Source organism: Brevibacillus sp. HB2.2 (genome assembly GCF_013284275.1).
Lineage (GTDB): Bacteria > Bacillota > Bacilli > Brevibacillales > Brevibacillaceae > Brevibacillus > Brevibacillus brevis_D.
This window is the reverse complement of the sequence record NZ_JABSUV010000044.1, coordinates 18,067-39,291: the sequence shown is the minus strand read 5'-3', so window position 1 is coordinate 39,291 and position 21,225 is coordinate 18,067. Positions and strand designations below refer to the sequence as shown.

Below are 21,225 nucleotides of genomic sequence, written 5' to 3'. Positions count from 1 at the left end.
GGCTATCGTGATGAAGGTGTTTTGTTTGGGTGGAGCGGGAAATATTTGTCGAGAAGCCGTGCTCGATCTCGTGATGCATTCAGATTTTGAGCAGATCACGATCGGAGATTTTCATGAAGAGGAAGGTCGCAAAGTAGTCGAGTGGTTGAACGATCCACGCGTAGATTTTGTTCCGGTAAATGTACGCGATCATGCGGATACGGTCCAAAAAATGCGCGGCTACGACATCGTTATGGACGGAACCACGATCACACTGAACGGTTTGTCTACTGCTGCGATTGCGGAGGCTGGCTGCCATGGCATCAATTTGAACGGTTTTGGGGAAGAAAACGCATCAGACGCGATCTTCCGCGATCATGGGAAGACCTGCCTGCCAGGCTTTGGCATGACACCTGGACTGACCCAAATGATGGCGATGCATGCAGCAAACCAGCTCGATGAAGTCGACGAAGTCCGCGTCAGCCACGGTTCCTTTCGCCCGATTGCCTTTTCCAAATCAATCACAGAGACGACGACCTACGAGTATGATCCAGACTTGCCAGGGCGCGTCGTCTATGAAAATGGGGAATTTATTCAAGTCCCGCCATTTGCTCGCCCACGCGAAATAAAGCTTCCCGAGCCGTATGGAAAAACAATTCAGTACATCATTCCTCATGCAGAAACGAAGACGCTGGCAAAGGCTTTGTCCCCAAAAGGGGTAAAGCTGATCGAGGTGCGCGGAACATGGCCGAAGCAAAACATGGAGCTAGTCAAAGCCCTCTATGATTATGGCTTTTTACGCAACGACCTCATCACAGTAGGGGAAACAAAGGTGGGAATCCTTGATTGTATCTCCCAATACCTCTACAATTCTAGGGAGGGAAAAGAGACGGAATTATACGGGTATTCGCTTCATGTCGAGGTAACAGGTACCAAGGACGGTCGCAAAGTAGGACACGTCCTGTACCATACACATCCGGCATCTGACGGCTCTGTAGTCGATTGGGCTGGGCTGCGCGCCTATACCCGCAACGTAGGAATCCCGCTGGCGATTGCGACTGAGCAGATCGCAAAAGGAAACGTAAAAGCTACTGGCGTCATCACACCAGAAGAAGCATTTGATCCGGCTGTGATTTTTCACGAGCTGGCAAAACGTCAGATTTACATCCATGGAGAGAAAATCGAAATGACGTAAAGTACGATAGGGGGACATTCGTCGTGTCGTTGTTCGGGGAAGAGCGTAAGCAAATCATTTTGCAGTTGATCAATTCCAATGGCAAGGTGCGGACCAATGAACTGGTAAAAAAGCTGCAGGTCTCGTCTGAGTCGATCCGCAGGTATTTGGAAGAGCTGGAAGCGGAGAAAAAGCTGAAGCGGGTTTATGGCGGGGCAGTAAAGCTGACAGTGGAGCGCTTTGAGCCTTCTCATATTGCTCGTGAAGTCTTACGAGCGGAAGAAAAGAAACGGATTGGACGGTTGGCAGCAGATTTGGTACAAGACAGCGATACCATTGTCATCGATGAAGGAACAACGACTCTGAAAATGATCAACTTTCTCGTGACGAAAAAAGATTTGACGATCCTCACTAGCTCGATCACGGCGCTGAATCGACTAATCGAGTACCAAAACAATGGAATGCTTGCGGCAGACATTTACTTCCTGGGTGGGAAAGTGAGTGCCAAGCATCATCGGGTCAGCGGGACCTATGCAGAGAAGATGATGAAACAATTTTATGTAGACAAGGCGTTTATCGCGGCAGACGGCATCCTGCTCCATAAAGGCTTGACTTGCTATGAGCCGGATCGAACGGAACTCGCCCGTTGTTTCATCGAAAATGCTAATGAAAGCATTGTGCTAGCGGACCACTCCAAGATAGGGGTCAGCACATTGTGCAAGATCGCAGACTTGGGAGAAGTCGATATCGTGATCAGCGATATGGCAGCACCAGCAGAGTGGAATAAAGAACTCCAAGCAAAAAATGTAGCATGGATGGTAGCAGAGGAGTAGTAGCAAACAGGCCAGTGTTCCCCACGACAGGGAAGCTGGCCTGTTTGCTTTAAGAAGAATGCTGTAACCAAAAAGGCAGCATATGCAGCAATCTCTCTCTGGTAAGGGCAGCGCCGCCATTCCATTTTTGCGCTTCTACAAAATAGACAAAGCCGTGTTGAACGGCAGGCAGACTGTGCCACCTATCACTTTGCATGAATGCGGCAGTAGCCTGACGCGATTCGGGGTCTTCGGACAGCAGCATAAAGATTCGATCGCCTGCGTACAGGTGGATGTCCTTCTCTTGAATTTCGATAAAGCCGTAGCCCGCTTGCAGTACTTCTTGAATTTTATCCACAGGAGTAAAACCGCTCGGATGGTAGAGGGCGGAGGAAAGTCCTGAAGTGCCCATTACGAACAGACGCCCGCCATGCTCATGGATAAAGACGGAGGCAGTCTCACCAGGCACAAGCTCGGAGCGGAGCTGATTCCACATAGTGGCAGCGTTCATGTGGTATTTCCTGAGCCATTCTTGCGCCTCGTCCTTTTTCCCCAGCCATTCTCCGAGTGTATGCAATCGTTCCTCCAGCGAAGCAAATGAATTAAACGTGAGCGTGGGGGCAATCCGGCTCATCTGCTTGTATTTGTCTTCTTCTGCGTTCGCGAAAATGATCAGATCTGGCTTCAATGTCGTCAAATGGTCATAGTCAACGGGAAAGGCGATATCCTGCACGCGTTTTACTCTGTCTCGATAGATTGTTCGTTCCATCCAGGTAAAATTCCCGCCGACGATGTTTTCCACATGGAGCGCGAGCAAATCATTAAACGTCTCCCCTATATAAATAATGCGTTGTGGCTGAAGGGGGATCTCTACCTCATGCCCTGTCCAGTCCCGCACGAGCTCCATGCGTTGAGTCAGCCTGGAATATTGCCTTGGCGTGTAACCGGTCGTTTTTCGAAAGCGACGATTGAAATAATACTCATCCGTGAAGCCGACCTGCGAGGCGATGTCCCGCAATGAATCGGTTGAGCTTTTCAGGAGCTTTTTCGCTTGATAAATACGCAGCGCTGTCAAATATTCCAAAGGCTTTTTACCCGTCAACTGGCGAAAGAGCAGCGTGTACTGCCACGACGGCACATTGGCCAGTTGTGCCAACTGCTTGACCGTCATGTTCTCTTGATAATTTTGCTGGATATAACGAATGCTGTTCTCCACCTCTTTGCTCTTGTTGGGCATATGGGTAGAAGATAAATTTTGCTCTAGCAAAAATCCGAGCAGCTTCTGGAACCGCAATTGCTGCCAAAAGCTGTCCAATTCAGAAGAAGTGGAACTGCTCAAGAGCAAAGCATCACATAAGCGCAAGAGCTGAGCAGAAGGGTGAGCGGACAGCTCGATACGGCCATCAAGCAGTTCGAATGGGTACGGTAGGGGCTTATTGTCTGCATCGAACAAGATGACGGTAAATGAGATTTGATAGCACTCAATTGCGCTGTCGTACAAGGATTCGATAGCAAAAGGAGTAGACGGTGAAAGCAAGAAACACTTTCCTGCCAAAGGTGTAAACGTTTGGTCGTGAATACGGAGGCTACCGTACCCTTTTTTGAAAAAGAGTAGGGTATGGAAGGGAGTGGGTGAAGGATTAGCCGACCGCTCTACTTTACACAACTGAAAATGAAGGGAACCGAGCGGAGGATGAGGTGATATAGAGTGAAGCATCGGTTTTTTCCTCCTTTTTTGTGAGAATCATTATCATTCTATCATTCGTCTACAAAAGAAAGAAGCTTTTCAACAATGATTGAAAAGCTTCTTGTGTTCGATTCAGGCGGACATGATAGATTATTTGGCTAGGATTTCAGGAATCTTTTGCAGGAGCCACTCTCGTGTTGTTGCATCACTGCTAGATTTTTCGATGTCGATAAAGTAGACATACCCGTTTTTCACAGCAGGGAGGTCTTTCCAGACGCGTGATTTTAGCAACTCCTGCGTAGATTTCTCAGCTTCCTCGCTCGGCGTATTCAGAATAAAGATACGATCTCCCGCTATTTCGGGCAAACGTTCCACGGAAATGAGCTCAAATCCTTTTTGTGCATCGAGTATTTTCTGAATGGGCGCGGTGGGCTTGAATCCGTTTGTATCGTAAAGGACTTGGGAAAGCCCTGTTCTTGCCATGACAAACAGCCGATCCCCCGGATAATAGGTAAAGACAGAGGCGGTTTCCCCTTCTTTCATGCTGCCAGACTTCTTCAGCTTCTTCCACATCTCCTCCGATTTGCGCTTGTAATCGGCAAGCCATTTGGTAGCTTCCTCCGGCTTCCCAAGAATATCACCGAGCTGGGTCATCCGCTCTTCCAACGGCGCGAATGTATCAAAAATGACGGTAGGGGCGATTTTGGCTAGCTGTTCATATTCTTTTTCTTCGGTATTTGCATAGATGATCAGGTCGGGCTGTAATTCCAGGACCTTTTCGAGATTAATGGGAAAACCGACATTCTCGACATCGTGCAGTTGGTCTTCAAAGATTTGATTGGTGTACCCGAATCCCCCAATTGGCTTCACGCCCAACGCGAGCATATCGCCAAAGGTCTCACCGGAATAGATGATTCGTGCAGGGGAGACCGGGATGTTACCTGCATGCCCGAGATAATCCGTATATGGACGTGTCTGGCTTTTCTGACTTGCCTCGTTGCTCGTTGTGGTCGTTGCTTGCGAAGCAGATGGACTGCATCCGATGAGCAAGCTGCCAGCCAGTACGAAGATTCCTAGCGTTCGGCTTATGTTGCGCATGTGTTTCATTTCCATTTTCCTCCAGTAGTCGTTTGATTCTGTTTACTATCAATGATAATCATTATCAGATATATCTTACCAGCTCAATGGACAAACGTCAGATAAGGATCATTGCTTTTGTACAAAGGGAAGGATTTCACACGGACAGTTGTGGAGTTTGGACAAAAAATACTGGAGAAAATGCATTGTCAAATAGAGAGGAAACACCTATGATCAGGATGCGAAAAGGTGAGAATGAGAATCAATTGGATAATCATCAACAGTTGTGAGAGAGGGTAGAAAGATGGTCAGAACGGTTCGGAAAGCAGGATTGGCATGGATGGCATTATTATTGATCATGATGCTCGTATTAACTGCGTGTGCAGAAAAAGCAGCGGAGCCAACATCCACTGAGCAGAAAGCATCGACAGAGAACACCGCTGCGAAAACCAAAGTGGTGAAGGACGCCTATGGTGATGTGGAAATTCCGGTAAAGCCAGAGCGGGTAGCGGCAATTTATCAGGAGGACTTTTTGACAGCACTGGGTGTGACCCCGGTTATCCAGTGGTATCACCCGGCGTGGGGCAAACAGGATTACCTCGATTTGGACGTGCCGCTTTTTGATATTACAGGAAGTATGGAAGCGTTACTTGCAGCCAATCCGGATATCATCATTGTGGATGGCTACGCTGATCCCAAGAAATACGAGGAATTCAGCAAGGTAGCCCCTACGTACAAGCTGCCGGATGAGCTCCGTAACGATACGATTGGCAGACTCAAGAAAATCGCCGAGGTGTTAGGCGTTCCAGAAAAAGCAGACGAAGCGATCCAAAAGTACAATGAGAAAATTGCGGATACGAAGGCAAAGCTGGAAAAGGCAATTGGCAATGAAACAGTGGCTGTCATTCGTTTGAACGTGGGAAATAAGCCGAATTTAGCCCTCTTTGGAGATGGCAATGTTTACACAGGAATGCTCTATAAGGAGTTGGGCCTTACACCGTATGCGCCTGCCAAAAATCAGGAAACCCACGTGGTATTATCAGAAGAAGCCATCCCGGCTATCGATGCAGACCATATCATTGTGTTCCCGTCGAACGGTACGTGGACTTCCGAAGAAAACAAGGATGCGCTCAAGATTTTGGAGAGCCCCATCTGGAAATCTGTTCCTGCTGTGAAAAAAGGTCATGTCTACCCAATGGAGCGGACACATTGGCAATCTGGTGCCATTCTGGCCAATATGAAGAAGGCAGACGATTTGGTCAAAGCGTTTGTAAAGTAATCGAGTTTACTAGAGAAAGCGCGTCATATCGGTTGATGCGCTTTCTTTTTTTATAGGTGGAGCTTGTCGTCGGGGTGTTAACTCATTATAATAAAAATGATAATCATTCTCACGATAAGGATGAGGGAGATGAATAACGAAGCATCCGGGGCCAAACTATCTCCACCATCATTCTTTGCCATGACGGCCATCCAAAAGTTCAATGTGGAAAGATGGCAGGACTATCTAGAGCCGGAAGACTACATGATGATTGTAGCAATAGATGGAGAAGGGCTCTTGGAAATCGAATCGTCGACATATCGGTTCACTCGGGAGAGGTGCTGGATTGCAGCACCGCGTCAGAACGTTCGGATCAGTTGCACGAGTCACGTTCTCGACTACTATTCTCTTACTTTTCGTGTCGTCCACACGGAAGCTCCGACAAAACAACAAGCTTGCGAGGCATTTTTTTGTCTGGAGGAGTTGACCTGCACGCCTTTTTCACGTGTCGTTGAATTGATTGCGGAGATTTACAAGCATCGCGAAGCCACGGAGGCGCTGCAACGATTTTATAATCACGTGCGGTTTGAGGAATTGCTATGTGTTTTGGCCCAGCAAAATGTGCCAGGCAAAACAAGGTTGGACCCGAGGAGAGCGGTTGAACGTTCGATTGAATATGTAGAGAAACACTATCAAGAGCCGCTGACCGTAGACCAGCTAGCACAGGAAGCGAATGTTCCACGTTGGCGATATACGCAGCTCTTCAAGGAAATGACGGGAGAAATACCACTCGATTACATGAATCAGCTGCGGATCAATCGGGCGAAGCAACTTCTGCTCATGACAGGTGATCGGATCAACGAGATTGCCCAAAACGTCGGATTCAACAGCGAGTATTATTTCAGTCGTCGTTTTAAACAGCGGGTAGGGCTCGCGCCAGGAAAATATCGCAACATTCATCGGGATGATTTACGAGTCGTCTCTCTTTATATGGAGGATTATTTGCTGGCTCTTGGCATTCGACCCGTTGTTCAATGGGCGCATACATATTGGGGACAGCAGGACTACTTGGGCCTGCATGATGTACCGACGTACGATGTGCTGACAGATGATGTGCAGATTTTGTCCAGTCGTGCCCCAGATGTCATTATGCTTCGGGAGTGTACAGGCTGGAAGGCGGATGTGTATGCCCAATGTGCCCGGATTGCCCTGACATGCGTGATTCAGCAGTTTGGACCGGATTGGCGAAAAACATTGCGCACCCTCGGTGATCGGTTGGGCCGAAGTGAATTGGCGGAGCGGTCAATCGAGCAGTATGAACAAAAAGTAAGAGCTGCCAAAAATATAATGGCACGCAGTCTCAAAGGGCAGAAGGTAGCCTTCTTGCGCATCTCGGCCGATCAAATCCTCGTGGAGAAAAGCTACACATCGCAGGTGTTGTTTCAAGATTTGGAAATGGAGCCGGCCCTATTGGTTAAAAAACAGTTCGCCAAGCAGGTGAGAGAAGGGGTATCGTGGGAAGAACTTTCTACGCTGGATGCCGATCATATTTTTTTCGCCTTTGACAGATGGCATCAGGGAGAAACAGGTGCCGAACAGCTACAGCTCAACCATCCCGTGTGGCAGGAGCTTCCTGCTGTCCAAAGCAAGCGGGCGTACCAGGTGGATTTCATGACTTGGATGAATCACGGTATAATCGCCAACGGAAAAAAGGTCGAAGATGTCCGAAAAGTATTAGCGTAAATCTACAAAGAAAAGCACGCAATTGTCCATTGACACTTTTTTCATGCTTCGCCTAAAATTCATATATGATAATAAGAATCAATATCACCAACAACTCAGCTCCAAACTAACGAAAAAAGGTGGCACGTATGAGTCAACACGCACATTCCCTAAATGAGGGGAATAACGAAAAGCCGGTTGCGTTTCGCTCTCGCCCTTGGGCAGCGACGCTTATTTTGACTGGTGGGGTTTTCGCTTTAATACTGGGGATGTTTTTGTCTGTGTCATTTGGAGCAGCCGACATTCACTTTGCTGTCGTATGGGAAGCTATTTTTCAATTTAATCCTGCTATTACGCAACATCAAATTATTCAGGAGATTCGATTGCCGCGATTACTCGGCGGTGCAATGGTTGGGGCTAGCCTCGCTGTTGCAGGTGCCATCATGCAAGGGATGACACGCAATCCGTTGGCAGATTCGGGATTGCTCGGTCTGAACGCAGGTGCCGGATTTGTTTTGGCACTTTGCTTCGCTTTTTTCCCGGGTCTGCCGTTCATGTATCTGATTCTCTACAGCTTTTTGGGTGCTGGCGTAGGGGCAGGTATGGTCTACGGGATCGGTTCATTGGCAAAAGGCGGCTTGACTCCGGTGCGCCTCGTTTTGGCGGGTGCCGCATTGACCGCCCTATTGTCTGCGTTAAGCGAAGGGATTGCGCTTTACTTTAAAATCGGACAGGACTTGGCCTTCTGGTATGCAGGCGGTGTGGCGGGAACCAAATGGTTTCAGCTTGAAGTCATGTTTCCGTGGATTGTCGCAGCTCTTATTGGGGCGATGATGTTGTCGCGTTCCATCACGATGCTCAGTCTTGGAGAAGATGTGGCAAAAGGATTGGGGCAGCGCACGGCACTAGTCAAACTGGCAGGCATGATCATCGTCCTGATTTTGGCAGGATCTGCGGTCGCCGTTGTTGGCGCTGTAGGCTTTGTTGGATTGATCGTTCCACATATGACCCGCTTTTTGGTGGGGGTCGATTACCGTTGGATCATTCCTTGCTCAGCCATTTTGGGCAGCTTGCTCGTCGTATTCGCCGATTTGGCCGCAAGAATGGTAAATCCCCCGTATGAGACGCCGTTAGGGGCACTTATTGCACTAATCGGTGTACCGTTCTTCCTTTACTTGGCGCGTAAAGAAAGAAGGGAGATGTAAATGATGCAGCAAATGGTTTCCCATTACCAAACCCGCAAAAGAAATAAAGCCTTTGCGGTTATGACGATACTCGCTATCCTCATTTTCATCGCGTTTATTATCAGTATGAACACAGGCTACATCCGGTTGTCACCAAGCGATCTGCTGATGACGCTAATCGGTTCTGGAACAGACAAACAAAGTCTGATCTTGTTTGAATTCCGCTTGCCCCGGATTGTCATTTCCCTCCTGATTGGGGCAGGACTTGCCGTATCCGGGTGTATTATTCAAGGAATTTCCCGCAACGCATTGGCTGAACCTGGTATTTTAGGGATCAACGCTGGTGCTGGCTTGATGGTGATGCTGTTCATTTCGTTTTATCCTTCAACGTCTGCGGCACCTGTTTTTTTGTTGCCAGTGTTGGCGTTGCTTGGGGCCAGCGTGACAGCAACACTGATCTTCGTATTGTCTTATAAAAGACACAAGGGTTTGTCTCCGACCCGTATCATATTGACGGGGATTGCCGTGGCGGCTGGGATGAGTGCCGCGATGATCGTCTTGACGCTGAAGCTGAGCCCGGACAAGTACCAGTTCGTGGCGACTTGGCTCGCAGGTAGTATCTGGGGGACTAACTGGAAGTTCGTTCTTTCGCTCTTGCCCTGGATCGCCATTTTAATCCCCTATGTTTTTTACAAAGCACGCGTCATGAACGTGCTCAATTTGGGAGAAGAGTTGGCGAAAGGCTTGGGTGCACCGGTTGCCAAAGAGCAATTGAAGCTGCTGGCTGCCGCTGTCGGGCTTGCCGCTTCCTGCGTGGCAGTGAGTGGAGGCATCGGTTTTGTCGGGCTGATCGGTCCGCATTTGGCTCGAAGACTAGTGGGGCCAAAGCATGAGATGCTTTTGCCTACATCTGCGCTGGCGGGTGCGCTACTGGTCATCGTGGCAGATACGATCGGACGCTGGATCATGCAGCCGTCAGAGATTCCGACTGGGATCGTTGTAGCCGTTATCGGTGCTCCGTATTTCTTGTACTTGCTGGCACGTTCAAAAGCTTAGTTTCGCATATGGTGGATATAGCGAGCGTTTTCCCGACAAGTTACGGGGGAGACGCTCATTTTTTATATAGCGAAGTGGGAATGAGGCAATTTGGGAATTGAAAAGAGGGAAAGGTTGGAGGACAATGGGGGAGAAGAAGCAACCGCCTTGTGTTTGTTATAATAACAGCATGAGCATGTATCGGGACAAAAAGGAGTAAAGGCATATGATCGATCGATTAGACCACTTGGTTTTGACGGTAAAAGACATCGAGGCAACCTGTCACTTTTACGAAAAGGTCCTGGGTATGAAGGTAGTTACCTTTGGCGACGGCAGGAGGGCTCTGCACTTCGGCCAGCAAAAAATCAATTTGCATCAAATCGGACAAGAATGGGAGCCAAAAGCGCTGCATCCAGTCGCAGGCTCCGCTGATTTGTGTCTTATCACATCGCTACCACTTGAACAAGTCATCCAGCATATTCATACATGCGGCGTCCAATTGGTGGAAGGTCCTGTTGAAAAAACAGGGGCCATCGGGCCAATTCGTTCGGTCTATTTTCGTGATCCGGATCAAAATTTAATCGAGGTCTCTCAGTACTTGCCACAGGAATCAGGGGAGGGTTCCCTTGCTCCTGCCATCAAGGAGATTTCCAAGAGATTGCAAGAACGTGAACGTGGGACGAGCGCCGCATACAGTGTCTTGCTTCCACTCGTCAAAATGGCTGACAACCAGCTAGGCATTTTATTTGAAAAAAGAGCCAGTACGATGCGGCGACAGGCGAACGAGGTTTGTTTTCCGGGAGGGCGAGCTGAGGAGAGCGACGAATCTCGTTGGGCGACGGCTGCTCGGGAAACAAGCGAGGAGTTGGGGATTCCACTTGATCGTATTCACTATATAGGCGAGCTCGATCAGGTGATTGGGCCAGGCTCCTCTATTATTACGCCCTTTATTGGATACGTGGAAGGAATACCAGAGATGAAGCCGAATCCAGACGAGGTCGGAGAGGTCTTTATCCTTCCACTCGATCGTCTGTTGGCAACACAGCCAGCGAAGTATCTTTCCACTGTCATGTCCGAGCCCGAAGAGGATTTTCCTTATCATCTGATCCCGGGTGGCAAGCGATATCCGTGGAAAATAGGCACAGTCGAGCATTTGTTTTACGAGGTGGACGGGCGTGTCATCTGGGGGTTAACTGCCCGGGTGTTGGCTCAGTTTCTTGAATGGATTCACATCGACAACCAATCAACTGATAAACAATAAAAGCGCTTGTTCAAAAAGTTGAGGAGTGGAAAACCATGTGGACAAACAATTCGATCACTTCGCGTTTCCATTTGAAATGGCCGATTATTCAGGCGCCAATGGCAGGGGGAGCGACCACACCTGCCTTGGTAGCCGCTGTCTCAGAAGCAGGGGGACTCGGAACGCTTGGTGCAGCCTATATGTCTCCTGAGCAGATTCGTGAGGCAATCAAGTCCATTCGAGCGTTAACGGATAAACCGTTTGGCGTAAATCTGTTTATCCCGGAAGATTTCGATGCTGACCAGCAGATCGCAGAAGGCGTTGATCAGGCAATGAATGATGTGCGCGATCGATTGGGCATCCCGCATAATCCGCAGGTGACGCAATTTACAGAGCCGTTTGCTGAGCAGATGGCTGTCGTCCTGGAGGAACAGCCTGCCGTTTTCAGCTTTACCTTTGGTGTTTTGGATCATCACTTGATGGCAGAATTGAAGCAGCGGGGAATCACTGTCATCGGAACAGCGACAACCGTTCGTGAAGCAATTGCATTGGAAGCGAGCGGTGTCGATATGATCTCCGCGCAAGGCAGCGAAGCAGGCGGGCACCGTGGGTCCTTTTTGCCGGATTCACCAAGCAATATGATTGGAACAATGGCACTCGTCCCGCAAATCGTAGACCGAGTCAAGATACCCGTAATCGCAGCTGGAGGGATTATGGATGGGCGAGGGATCGCAGCAGCACTTGCGCTCGGGGCACAGGCTGCACAGCTTGGAACGGCTTTTCTGACGTGCAAGGAGAGCGGAGCACATGCCCTGCACAAGAAAGCCATTTTGGAGACGAGAGAAGAGTCCATCGTGATGACACGTGCTTTCTCAGGAAAATGGGCAAGAGGCATTCAAAATGAGTTTATGACAACGCTCGCCCCCCTTGATCACGAGCTCCCGACCTATCCGGTACAAAATGCCCTGACGAAAGACATTCGAGCAGCAGCGGGCAAGCAGCAGCAACGTGCGTACATGTCGATGTGGGCGGGGCAGGCAGCTCCACTCAGCCAGGAAATCAGCGCGAGTGAGCTCGTTGAAAAGCTGGCAGCGGAGACGACGAAAATTTGCAGCAATCTGGGGCAATGAAGCCACGCCACGCTACAAACGGAGGAAATCAAAGTGAATCAGGAATATGCTCTCAAGGGGAACCTTGTCGCAGATGGACAGGAATTGCATAATGGTCTCGTAGTCGTGGGAAATGGAACGATCACCTATGCTGGCAAGGCTGATGAGTATGGAAAAGCTTTACCAGATCATGTGGTGACAGTAGAGGATGGCTGGATTTGCCCTGGATTCGTCGATATGCACATGCATGGGATTGACGGATACGACACGATGGACGGGACGCCGGAATCCCTTCAGGCCATCTCGACTGCACTCGCACGGCATGGGGTGACGTCTTTTTTGGCGACGACGATGACGGCTCCTTATCCTCAGTTGGAGCAGGTGCTGGTAAACATCGCGCAGAACAGCAAGGAAGGGCTTTTGGGTGCACAAGCGATCGGCATCCATCTGGAAGGACCGTGGATCAATCCCCGTTACAAGGGGGCGCAAAAAGAAGAAAACATCGCGATACCCAAGCTCGATGCCGTGCAAAAGCTTTACGGGCTGTCAGAAGGCTTGATCAAGGTCGTGACGATTGCGCCAGAACAACCGGAAGCACTTGAAGCGATTGCTTGGTTAAAAGAGCGCGATGTCATCGTGTCTGCTGGACATACAGGCGCTACGTTCGCCCAGGCGACGGAAGCGGTGGATGCGGGCGTGCGCCATTTTACACATTGCTTCAATGCCATGACAGGGCTACATCATCGGGAGCCAGGCGTAGTGGGCGCGGCGATGTATCATGAGCAGTTGAGCACAGAGCTGATCGCAGATGGCATCCATGTGCATCCCGCAGTTATGAAGATTTTGTATCGGGTCAAAACGGCAGAACGGCTCGCGCTCGTCAGCGATTCCATGCGGGCAGCCGCGATGGGCGAGGGGACTTACGACCTTGGTGGACAAGAGGTTCACGTCCATGACAATCAGGCAAAGCTCGCAGATGGAACCCTTGCAGGGAGCATCCTGACGCTGAATCGAGCGGTCGGCAATATGGTGACGCTGAGCGGTGTCTCTTTGCCAGATGCAGTAGAAATGGCTTCCTTGACACCAGCAAGCATCCTTGGCTTTGGCGAGCGAAAAGGACGATTGGCGGCAGGGTATGATGCGGATATTACGGTATTGAATACACAATTTGACGTGACCATGACTTTTGTTGCGGGTAAAGAAGTTTATCACCAGTCAAAATAGTTTCTTATAGAAAAAAGCAGTCCAAGTTCGCTCTTGGGTTGCTTTTTTTAGTATGAAAGAATAAAAAGATGGTCCCCCGTCAGTTGTGGTCGGGGCGAAGCCCTGCCACATGTTTTCCAGTCGCCTATATCCTCACTTCGTTCGGGCGGTCTCCTTCCAAACATGTGACAGGGCTTTCGTACAGCTATTGTCTTCTACCTGGTTAACACCGTTTTCGAAGGTCAAATCAGGGTGAACTTTCATAACGCATTCCCTCCAGAGTAAACTTTCAAAATGGTGTTGAAAAAGCAGCGTAGGAAGAAGTGCATTTCCAGTCCAAGCGCCTCTGGAGCCCGCCCCAGCGAAGGAAAAAATGGCGGGGAATTTCAGCTTCACTTATGGATTACTTCCCCGAAACTTCTACGTTTGAAGCGCTCCTGCCATTTTTTCCGAAGCGGACAGTGATACCCCTTGCGGGGCGGAGGCCGAAGCATAGACTGGAAATGCACTTCTTCCTTCACTACACCCCCTTTTCAAAACTGCTGTTGCAACGCATCCGGTTGAAACCAGATTTTATGAAAGTCCAGCCACCCCGACGAATTGATCGACACGCCTCGTAAAGATTTATGGAACGACGTAAGTGTCTTTTTCTGAACCAGATACAAGACAGCATAGTTTTCCTTGATCATAGCTTCGATTCTGGCGAGATGGCGTTCCCGCGCAAGTCGATCCGGCTCCTGAAACGTCAAGCCAATCTCCTTGTTGATGGCCAAAGTCAATGATTCATCAAATGCGGGGAGAAAGTAATTTCTTTGCAAATACATCTCCAGCTCGCTGATTTGATCGCTGCTAAACACATTGCCGTATAGCTGGCAGTCATGTTCAGGCAAACAATCGCGATTCGAAAATTCCCATGGTTCTCTCACATCGACTGCCAGATGAATGCCATATTCGCCACAACGCTGTTGAATCCATAGCGCATCTTCTTCATGGTAGGCTGTGGTTACGAGACGCAATGTTTCTCCCTGATAGTCGCTTTCTTGTAGCAGGGACATGATTTGGGCATGACAGGGCTGCTCGTTCTCTCTCGCTCTTACCTCCCTTAAAACAGGGTGATACGTGCGGAAGCCTTTTGCCGGGTAGATGCGATCACCGCCCAAATCGGCAATCATTTGATCCCGATCAATCAGCAGATCAAGCGCCTGACGGAACTTGAAATGATTGTGTGGACCGCTCTTCCACTGGTTAAAAACAAGCAAATTACAGCAGGAAAAAAACGCCTCCGTATCGCACCAGTCCTGTCCGTCCTGAATGACCGCTTCTTTCAATGCTAGTGCTTTCGACTGGACCCCGTGCGACACCATCACAGACGCCCAATTTGGTTCTTTTAGGCGACCCGTGTCCAACTCGGGGAAGATCAAAATTTCCACACGATCCAACTGCGGTCTCCCCAGAAAATGAGCAGGAAATGCCTCGAGAATACAGATCCCCTCGGTAAGGCGGACCAGTTGAAAGGGGCCTGTTCCGATTGGTTTTTCTCCAAAGCCTTTCTCATCCTGGCGAACGATTTCTTCTGGAACAATGCTTGCGGGTATCGTCGCCAACATCCTCAGAAGTAAGTAATTCGGTTCTTTAAGCAGGATACGCACGGTTCTGTCGTCAATGGCGATGAGCTGATCTATGTCACGAAACATCCAGCTTGATTCATATGTGTCTGGATACAAGCGAAGCCGATTCAGGGAAAAAACAACATCATGAGCAGTCAGTTCCCGTCCGTGATGAAACAGCACGTTCTTTTTCAAATAAAAGGTCCATTCTCTTGCATCTGGACTGCTTTCCCATGAGTGGGCGATGGAAGGTAAAATCGAACGACTATTCAGATCATATTGGACGAGTGTATTGAAAATTTGTCCTGCCAGATGTGCATCAAAGTGGTAGTAAACCAGACCAGGGTCCAGCGTCACAATCCTGCGGTACACCGGAAAGCGCAAGATATCTTGGGGCGATACCGATTGGCTTGCGAGTTGGCTGGAGAACCCCATTCCTTCCGAGAGCCAATCCATGATCTGATCTTTGGCGGCAGCTTTGCCGTAGCGATTCATGAGCTCCATCGCTTCTTGGACGTCGCCCTTGTTTATTTGCAGCTTGACCTCGGCGAGGAGGATCTCATCGGAATCAGCATAAAGCGTCATGACCGAAACATTCCCGCGCCCACGCCCAGCCTTCCATTGGATCCAATCCAGCTCGACTAGCTTACGGACAATCAGCTTGGCGTGGCGAGGTGTACAGTGCCAAATCCCAGCCAGCTTTTCGATGGTGACAGGGAACGGTTTCCCGATTTCTTCTTGATGAAAAACCGAACGAAGCTCTAAAAAATGCAGAACGGTAACCATGCTGGCCCCCATTTCTCTGATGAAAATAAAAATGCATGCTTAAAAAAGGTGATCGGATTCACGCAAATCGAACCCTTTTTCCCCTTTTTCTAGTTCTATATACTGAAGATAACACGAGAGATAACAAACGGGAATGGGAAAGAGAGATGGGGAGAATGAGATTTCATCCGGTGGCATGGGGTGTCATTATCGGTACATTTTTGTCACGTACAGGCTTTTTTATGACACTTCCGTTCTTAGGGATTTATTTAGGAAAGGTAAAAGGAATTGATCCGGCGATCGTAGGTTCGATCCTCGCGCTCAGCTTGCTTGTTGGAACGATTAGCAGCTTTGCTGGGGGAGCCCTGTCAGACCGATTGGGGAGATATCCAGTGATGATCACTGCGATGGGAGCTTGGAGCATCGTATTGATTGGATACGTTTTTGCGACGGAGACGTGGATGTTCTTTGTTTTAAGTGCTTGCAACGGCCTTTTTCGAAATGTATTTGAGCCGACAGCCCGTGCCCTGCTGGCGGATGTCACGTCGGATGATCAGCGGGCAGCTGTTTTCAACGCTAGGTATTTCGCGATCAACCTGGGTGGAGCAATCGGTCCGTTCATCGGCTTGCAACTGGGAGCAGGAAGCACTTCCTTGTTACCGTTCCTCGTTACCGCCATCATTTTTGCTGTGTATGCAGCTGTGTTGGTGGTATTTATGGTCATGTTCAAGGAACAGCTGAAGAAGGACGTGGCTGCTGATCCGGTCACCATGAATCAGATGGCACGCATTGTTTTTACAGACAAAGTATTTCTTTACTTGTTGCTCGGGAATTTGTTCGTTGCTGGTGCCTACTCCCATCTGGACACGACACTCTCCCTGTACATTGGGCATGATCGGATAGAGGCGTATTCCTTTTTATTTGTAGTGAATACCATCTCGGTTTTAGCACTTCAATATCCGCTCGCCAAGTTTATGAAGCGCTACTCATCGATGACTGCATTGAAGCTGGGTTGTCTATTGTTTGGATTAGGGCTGTTCGGTTTCGGTCTATTTACGAATTTGTTTTGGCTCTCTGTGTCGATGGTGGTGTTTACGATCGGCGAAATCTTGTGCTTTGTCGTTGGGGATATTCTGATCGGGGAGATTGCTCCTCAGCATTTGCGTGGAGCATATTACGGCGCCAGTGGTTTTGCCTTCCTTGGACAGAGTGTTTGTGCGTGGATTGGTGGCGTGCTGCTCCAGGTACTCGGCTTTGGACAAGGGCCTCTCATTTTCGCGATCCTTATGCTGTTGACCTTTATCGCGCTTCCGTTTTATCAACGAGGCCAGTATTTATGGGAGCAGCGGCAACAGCAAAGAAACAGCTGTGAAAAATCCTCACAAGTTATGATTTGAATAGGGTACGTAACATCGAAAAGAAGCACGCTGTCGAGGCATGCTTCTTTTTATTTTTGCCATATCCAACTGACTAGTTATTCTTCTGAATGACTCCCCACATGTTTCCGCTCGGGTCAAAAAACTTGAGCACCCAACCGAAGCCATCGTTTTGGTAGTGGGTAATCGAGACTTCATGTGCCTGCAAATAATCATGGAGTGCATGCACATCTGAAGTGGTATACAAAAAGACAGGCATGGGTTGCTGATCAACGGTAAAGGTTGTGGACGTCTGCCCATCCGTTTCCCATATCATCAAGGTGGGTCCCGCAGACAGGGCGAGAAAAGCGGAAGTACGATACCGCGCTTGCAAGGAAAAACCAAGGTGATTGCAGTACCAGTCAATGCCCTCTTCCAAATTTTTCACAGGAATTTGTACGTGAAGCAACGATTCCAAATGTGCCATGATCAATTCTTCCCCTCCCCATACTTTTCTTTATATTGCCATAATCCCCCATCTTTCGTTATCATTTTTTGAGAGGAAAGATAGGGGAGGCCGTGACATGGGACAGGTAGAACGGGAAAGAGGTCTGAAAAAAGGCACGATCCTGCAAAAAGCTTATCGGATCAAAAAGATCATTTCCACAAGTGAGCTGTCGAATGTGTATGTGGTCTACCATTTGAAAAGCAAGCGGACACTCATTCTCAAAGAGTTTTTCCCTCAAGCATTGGCAATGCGGGATTTGGATCACGTGAAGGTCATTTGTCGCAGACCATCGTTAAAAACCAAATTCGACAGGCTGCTAGACAGCTTTTGGCATGAGGCGTCCCTGCACAAGGAACTGAATCATGCAAATATCATCGGATACATCGACCATTTTGCCGAAAATGGCACAGGTTATCTCGTCGTGGACTACTGCAAAGGGAAGACGCTGGATGCGTATGTATTGGCCCAAACCGAGCTTGATCTGGGAGAATTTTTGCATCAGACGGTACTTCCGATCTTTGACGGATTAGACTATTTGCACAAAAAAGGCATCATACATCGCGATATTAAGCCCAAAAATATCTTGGTCACAGAAGCTGGACAACCTATGCTGATTGATTTTGGCTCCGCGATCTACTTCGTGAGTGATGAACCCAAGCCGATTGTCACGACTGAAGGATATTCACCGCTTGAGTTTTACTCGGGTCAATCCAAGCAAGGAGTAGTCTCGGATATTTACAGTCTGGCTGCCACGCTGTATTACTGTCTGACCAAAGAGCGTCCCGTTGATGTGGCGGCAAGAGTCATTGAGGATACCTTGCCGGCGATTCGAACACGGAACCCTGATGTTCCGCTGCTGCTGGCGAATGTCATTATGTGGGGATTGGCCGTCGACTCGAAAAAAAGATGCCCCACACTCAAACTGTTTGCGACAGCGATTCGTGCAGAGCATCTGATTTGGAAGGGAAAGGCACGCTTCTCTCTTAAGAAGCTTCCTCACTAGACGATTTCTTAAAGCGAATTTCGATCTCGGTCATCCGATCCTCGAAGGTGACATATACCTTGTCGTTGTATTGGAGGACGAGCTTTTTATGTCGAGGCATGGTTTCCTTGCCCCGCTCAACTGTGCAGTGACTATGATTGACCAAGAGCAGCGTCTGATTTTTTCCCGGCTGGAGGTAAATCTTTTGCGCTTCGGGCAAATGCTCATTCACATCCAAACTGGTGAACAGCTCCTGCAAGGTGATCCGCTGCTTCTTGCCAAAGGAGGCGAGAGGCCAAAACTTGACAGGGATGTCGTTGCCGCTTGCTGTGTGCAGGAAATACCCCTCCAGACGACCTACAAACGCAGGCTTGGGACGTGTAAGCAGGTAAACACCGTAGCCGATCGCAGCTACGAGCAACACAATCATGCCGATGGTGATGTAACGATCCCATACCGAGTGCACGGTAATGACGAGCGGGCCTGTGACGCTTGCTCCTTCTGCATCCGTGGCGGTGATGGTGATTTCAGATGTACCGCTTTTCTCTGGTGACAGCTTTAGAACCGTGTCTTGAATCGTAGCGACAAATCGTTCTTCCGGATCAGCGGTGACGATGGTATAGGTGAGCTTGTCGTTATTGGCATCTATGAAGAACGAACCCAAATCGATAGCCTGCTCGCCGTTTTCCTTCTCAATCGTCAAGGTATTGACCGAGGCAGCAACTGGCGCGATATTCGTCATGTCATAAACGCTCGTCGCCGTTTCGCGATAAAAGTCCGGGCCATTCATGAAGATTTTCCACTCGTACTTGCCCGTGTGAGGGAAGACGTAGTCGACTGTAAAGCTATCGCCAAGATTCTTCATCGGGACCTTCTCTTCTTTTTTCCCCACGAGATCGTTTACGATCAGTTCTGCTTGCATGGATGCGTACACATCCTTGTCATCCAGTCGTCCCTCCTGATGCTGGAGATAGGTAGTAAACGTGGCCGGATTCCCTTTGATAACCGGTTCAGGCTTGACCTCTACACCAGCCATCAAGCTGTAATTCCCCAGTAAATTGATCTTCACCAAATCCCCAGGTTTACCCCTAAATTTAACGAGATAGTTACCCTTCTTCGGCTTTTCTATTTTCATCAGCGAGTATTTTTGGGATTTCATAAAATGGACATTCTGCGATTGATAGTACACTTGCGATTCCAGCAGCGGATTGTTGGACAACAAGATGATGTTCGCTTCCTGCATGCTGGAATTAGGTATGGTCACGGTCACTTCCTGCAAGCCACCGGTAGCTGTCATGGCCGCCACGGATACGAGCTGGGATTGAATATGCTTGGCAAAAATCTGATTGAAGATTTCAGGCAGATCATCAGTACTTTGTGTGACAAAGGAAGTTCCGCCTGTTGCTTCTGCGATTTTTTTCAATTGTTCCTTCTGGACGGAGCCATCGTTATTGAGACCAATCGTATAGATCGGATAGCCTTGCGCTTTTGCCTTCGAGATAACTGTCTCCACGTCCTTGTTGGATGCTGCCACACTCCTGCCACCCGAATTTTGCCGCAAATCTGTTCCCCCGTCTGACAGAAGGATCAAAAATGGCTTGCGAGCCGGGTCCTTTGCTTTTTCAATCATCTCTGCCCCTCTGCGCAAACCGAGTCCCAAATCGGAATACCCAGAGTAACGTAACCCTTGAATGGTTCGCTTGAGCTGTTCCCGACTTCTTGCTTCGGCCATGCTCGCCGGGGACTGAGCTTGTACGATTCGATCGTTATAGGCGACAAAGCCAATGCGGGTACGGGTGGCTTCGCTCATATCAATGAACATACTCATGACCTCTGCGGCTGTTTTGCCAGGGTCCGTTTTGTTCATGGAATTACTCGTATCAACGACAAAGACCGCGTCTACTCCCGCCTCTGCTGTTCCATTTGCCCCAGCAGTTAGAGGGGCGGACAAGAAGAGCATGGGGAGGAGCAGTCCGATGACCACCACTCGAAAAAGTGGCGGCAGAGAGAGGGTTGACTGACGACTTTTGTACATACATTCACCTTTTTTCTGAAAAAAATTTTAAAAAGTTCATGACTTACTAAAATGGGACGATTTACCTATAAATGGTTGTTCGTATAAAAAATCGGTTTCCTATTGCCGATGTATATAAAAGTTAATTGCACCCATTTTTGTAAATATGAGGTGAATGCATAATGCTCCCCAGCGGCAACTAGGGAGAATTATCTATCAGTCCTTGTGCTACTTTCCTAGTAAGAGAGGGGACAAGGCGAGGCTTATCCCTATTTTTCCGAAGACCTAGGAAAGGAGACTCTGTGTCTTCAGCATAAAACGGGAATCCAAGAAAAGGAAGATTTGTGGAATAAAATGGGTCTAAATACTGAGAATGGTCGTATTGGTATAGGAAATTTGTCACAATCCACGGAATGTTGACAAATAATGCGGGCAAAGTTTAATTTAGAGGCAAGATTTTTTGTTTGTTTTTGGTATAAATGTCACGTTTTGTATCTTTGTTCGTGAAGTAGGA

16 protein-coding genes are annotated in these 21,225 nt (G+C 48.8%); 11 read left to right on the top strand and 5 right to left on the bottom strand.

What is annotated here, in order from left to right; all coding sequences use genetic code 11:
- The first annotated feature begins 10 nt into the window (after positions 1 to 10).
- A complete protein-coding gene (locus HP401_RS34190) occupies positions 11 to 1,174 on the top strand; it encodes a saccharopine dehydrogenase family protein (protein WP_173606945.1) in 1,164 nt (387 codons plus the stop codon).
- Positions 1,175 to 1,197: 23 nt separating this feature from the next.
- Positions 1,198 to 1,986 (top strand): DeoR/GlpR family DNA-binding transcription regulator, encoded by a 789-nt coding sequence (locus tag HP401_RS34185; protein WP_015892734.1) that lies wholly within the window; start codon positions 1,198 to 1,200, stop codon positions 1,984 to 1,986.
- A 49-nt stretch (positions 1,987 to 2,035) separates the two neighbouring features.
- On the opposite strand, the gene HP401_RS34180 is transcribed toward HP401_RS34185, so the two are convergent.
- On the bottom strand, positions 2,036 to 3,682 hold the full coding sequence (locus HP401_RS34180; protein ID WP_173606944.1) for an AraC family transcriptional regulator: 1,647 nt from the start codon (positions 3,680 to 3,682) through the stop codon (positions 2,036 to 2,038).
- Positions 3,683 to 3,802: 120 nt separating this feature from the next.
- Entirely contained in the window at positions 3,803 to 4,759 is a 957-nt protein-coding gene (locus HP401_RS34175; RefSeq protein WP_173606943.1) for an ABC transporter substrate-binding protein, read from the bottom strand.
- Positions 4,760 to 5,033: 274 nt separating this feature from the next.
- On the opposite strand from HP401_RS34175, the gene HP401_RS34170 reads away from it, so the two are divergent.
- The 7 genes from HP401_RS34170 (at position 5,034) to nagA (ending at position 13,501) form a co-directional block, all read left to right on the top strand.
- A complete protein-coding gene (locus tag HP401_RS34170) occupies positions 5,034 to 6,008 on the top strand; it encodes an ABC transporter substrate-binding protein (RefSeq protein WP_173606942.1) in 975 nt (324 codons plus the stop codon).
- A 129-nt stretch (positions 6,009 to 6,137) separates the two neighbouring features.
- Entirely contained in the window at positions 6,138 to 7,730 is a 1,593-nt protein-coding gene (locus HP401_RS34165) for an AraC family transcriptional regulator (RefSeq protein WP_173606941.1), read from the top strand.
- 128 nt (positions 7,731 to 7,858) lie between these two features.
- A complete protein-coding gene (locus tag HP401_RS34160; RefSeq protein WP_087345904.1) occupies positions 7,859 to 8,914 on the top strand; it encodes a FecCD family ABC transporter permease in 1,056 nt (351 codons plus the stop codon).
- Between the two features lie 3 nt (positions 8,915 to 8,917).
- A complete protein-coding gene (locus HP401_RS34155) occupies positions 8,918 to 9,949 on the top strand; it encodes a FecCD family ABC transporter permease (RefSeq protein WP_173606955.1) in 1,032 nt (343 codons plus the stop codon).
- A 205-nt stretch (positions 9,950 to 10,154) separates the two neighbouring features.
- The gene (locus HP401_RS34150) at positions 10,155 to 11,189 is read left to right on the top strand and encodes a VOC family protein (RefSeq protein ID WP_173606940.1); all 1,035 of its coding nucleotides are present in this window, start codon (positions 10,155 to 10,157) and stop codon (positions 11,187 to 11,189) included.
- Between the two features lie 35 nt (positions 11,190 to 11,224).
- Positions 11,225 to 12,298 (top strand): NAD(P)H-dependent flavin oxidoreductase, encoded by a 1,074-nt coding sequence (locus HP401_RS34145; RefSeq protein ID WP_173606939.1) that lies wholly within the window; start codon positions 11,225 to 11,227, stop codon positions 12,296 to 12,298.
- Positions 12,299 to 12,331: 33 nt separating this feature from the next.
- Positions 12,332 to 13,501: an N-acetylglucosamine-6-phosphate deacetylase gene (nagA, locus tag HP401_RS34140; RefSeq protein ID WP_173606938.1), complete on the top strand. Its 1,170-nt coding sequence runs from the start codon at positions 12,332 to 12,334 to the stop codon at positions 13,499 to 13,501.
- A gap of 512 nt (positions 13,502 to 14,013) precedes the next feature.
- Here the strand turns inward: nagA and HP401_RS34135 are convergent.
- Positions 14,014 to 15,873, bottom strand: a complete 1,860-nt coding sequence (locus HP401_RS34135) for an SgrR family transcriptional regulator (RefSeq protein ID WP_173606937.1) — start codon at positions 15,871 to 15,873, stop codon at positions 14,014 to 14,016.
- A 155-nt stretch (positions 15,874 to 16,028) separates the two neighbouring features.
- On the opposite strand from HP401_RS34135, the gene HP401_RS34130 reads away from it, so the two are divergent.
- The gene (locus HP401_RS34130) at positions 16,029 to 17,249 is read left to right on the top strand and encodes an MDR family MFS transporter (RefSeq protein WP_173606936.1); all 1,221 of its coding nucleotides are present in this window, start codon (positions 16,029 to 16,031) and stop codon (positions 17,247 to 17,249) included.
- 73 nt (positions 17,250 to 17,322) lie between these two features.
- Here the strand turns inward: HP401_RS34130 and HP401_RS34125 are convergent, their stop codons facing one another.
- The gene (locus HP401_RS34125) at positions 17,323 to 17,694 is read right to left on the bottom strand and encodes a VOC family protein (protein WP_173606935.1); all 372 of its coding nucleotides are present in this window, start codon (positions 17,692 to 17,694) and stop codon (positions 17,323 to 17,325) included.
- A 97-nt stretch (positions 17,695 to 17,791) separates the two neighbouring features.
- Between HP401_RS34125 and HP401_RS34120 the strand changes: the two genes are divergently transcribed.
- A complete protein-coding gene (locus HP401_RS34120; protein ID WP_173606934.1) occupies positions 17,792 to 18,718 on the top strand; it encodes a serine/threonine protein kinase in 927 nt (308 codons plus the stop codon).
- Here the strand turns inward: HP401_RS34120 and HP401_RS34115 are convergent.
- Positions 18,699 to 20,732 carry a VWA domain-containing protein gene (locus HP401_RS34115; protein ID WP_173606933.1) on the bottom strand — a complete coding sequence of 678 codons (2,034 nt, stop codon included), beginning with the start codon at positions 20,730 to 20,732 and terminating at the stop codon, positions 18,699 to 18,701. The genes HP401_RS34120 and HP401_RS34115 overlap by 20 nt on opposite strands.
- Between the last annotated feature and the right edge of the window lie 493 nt (positions 20,733 to 21,225).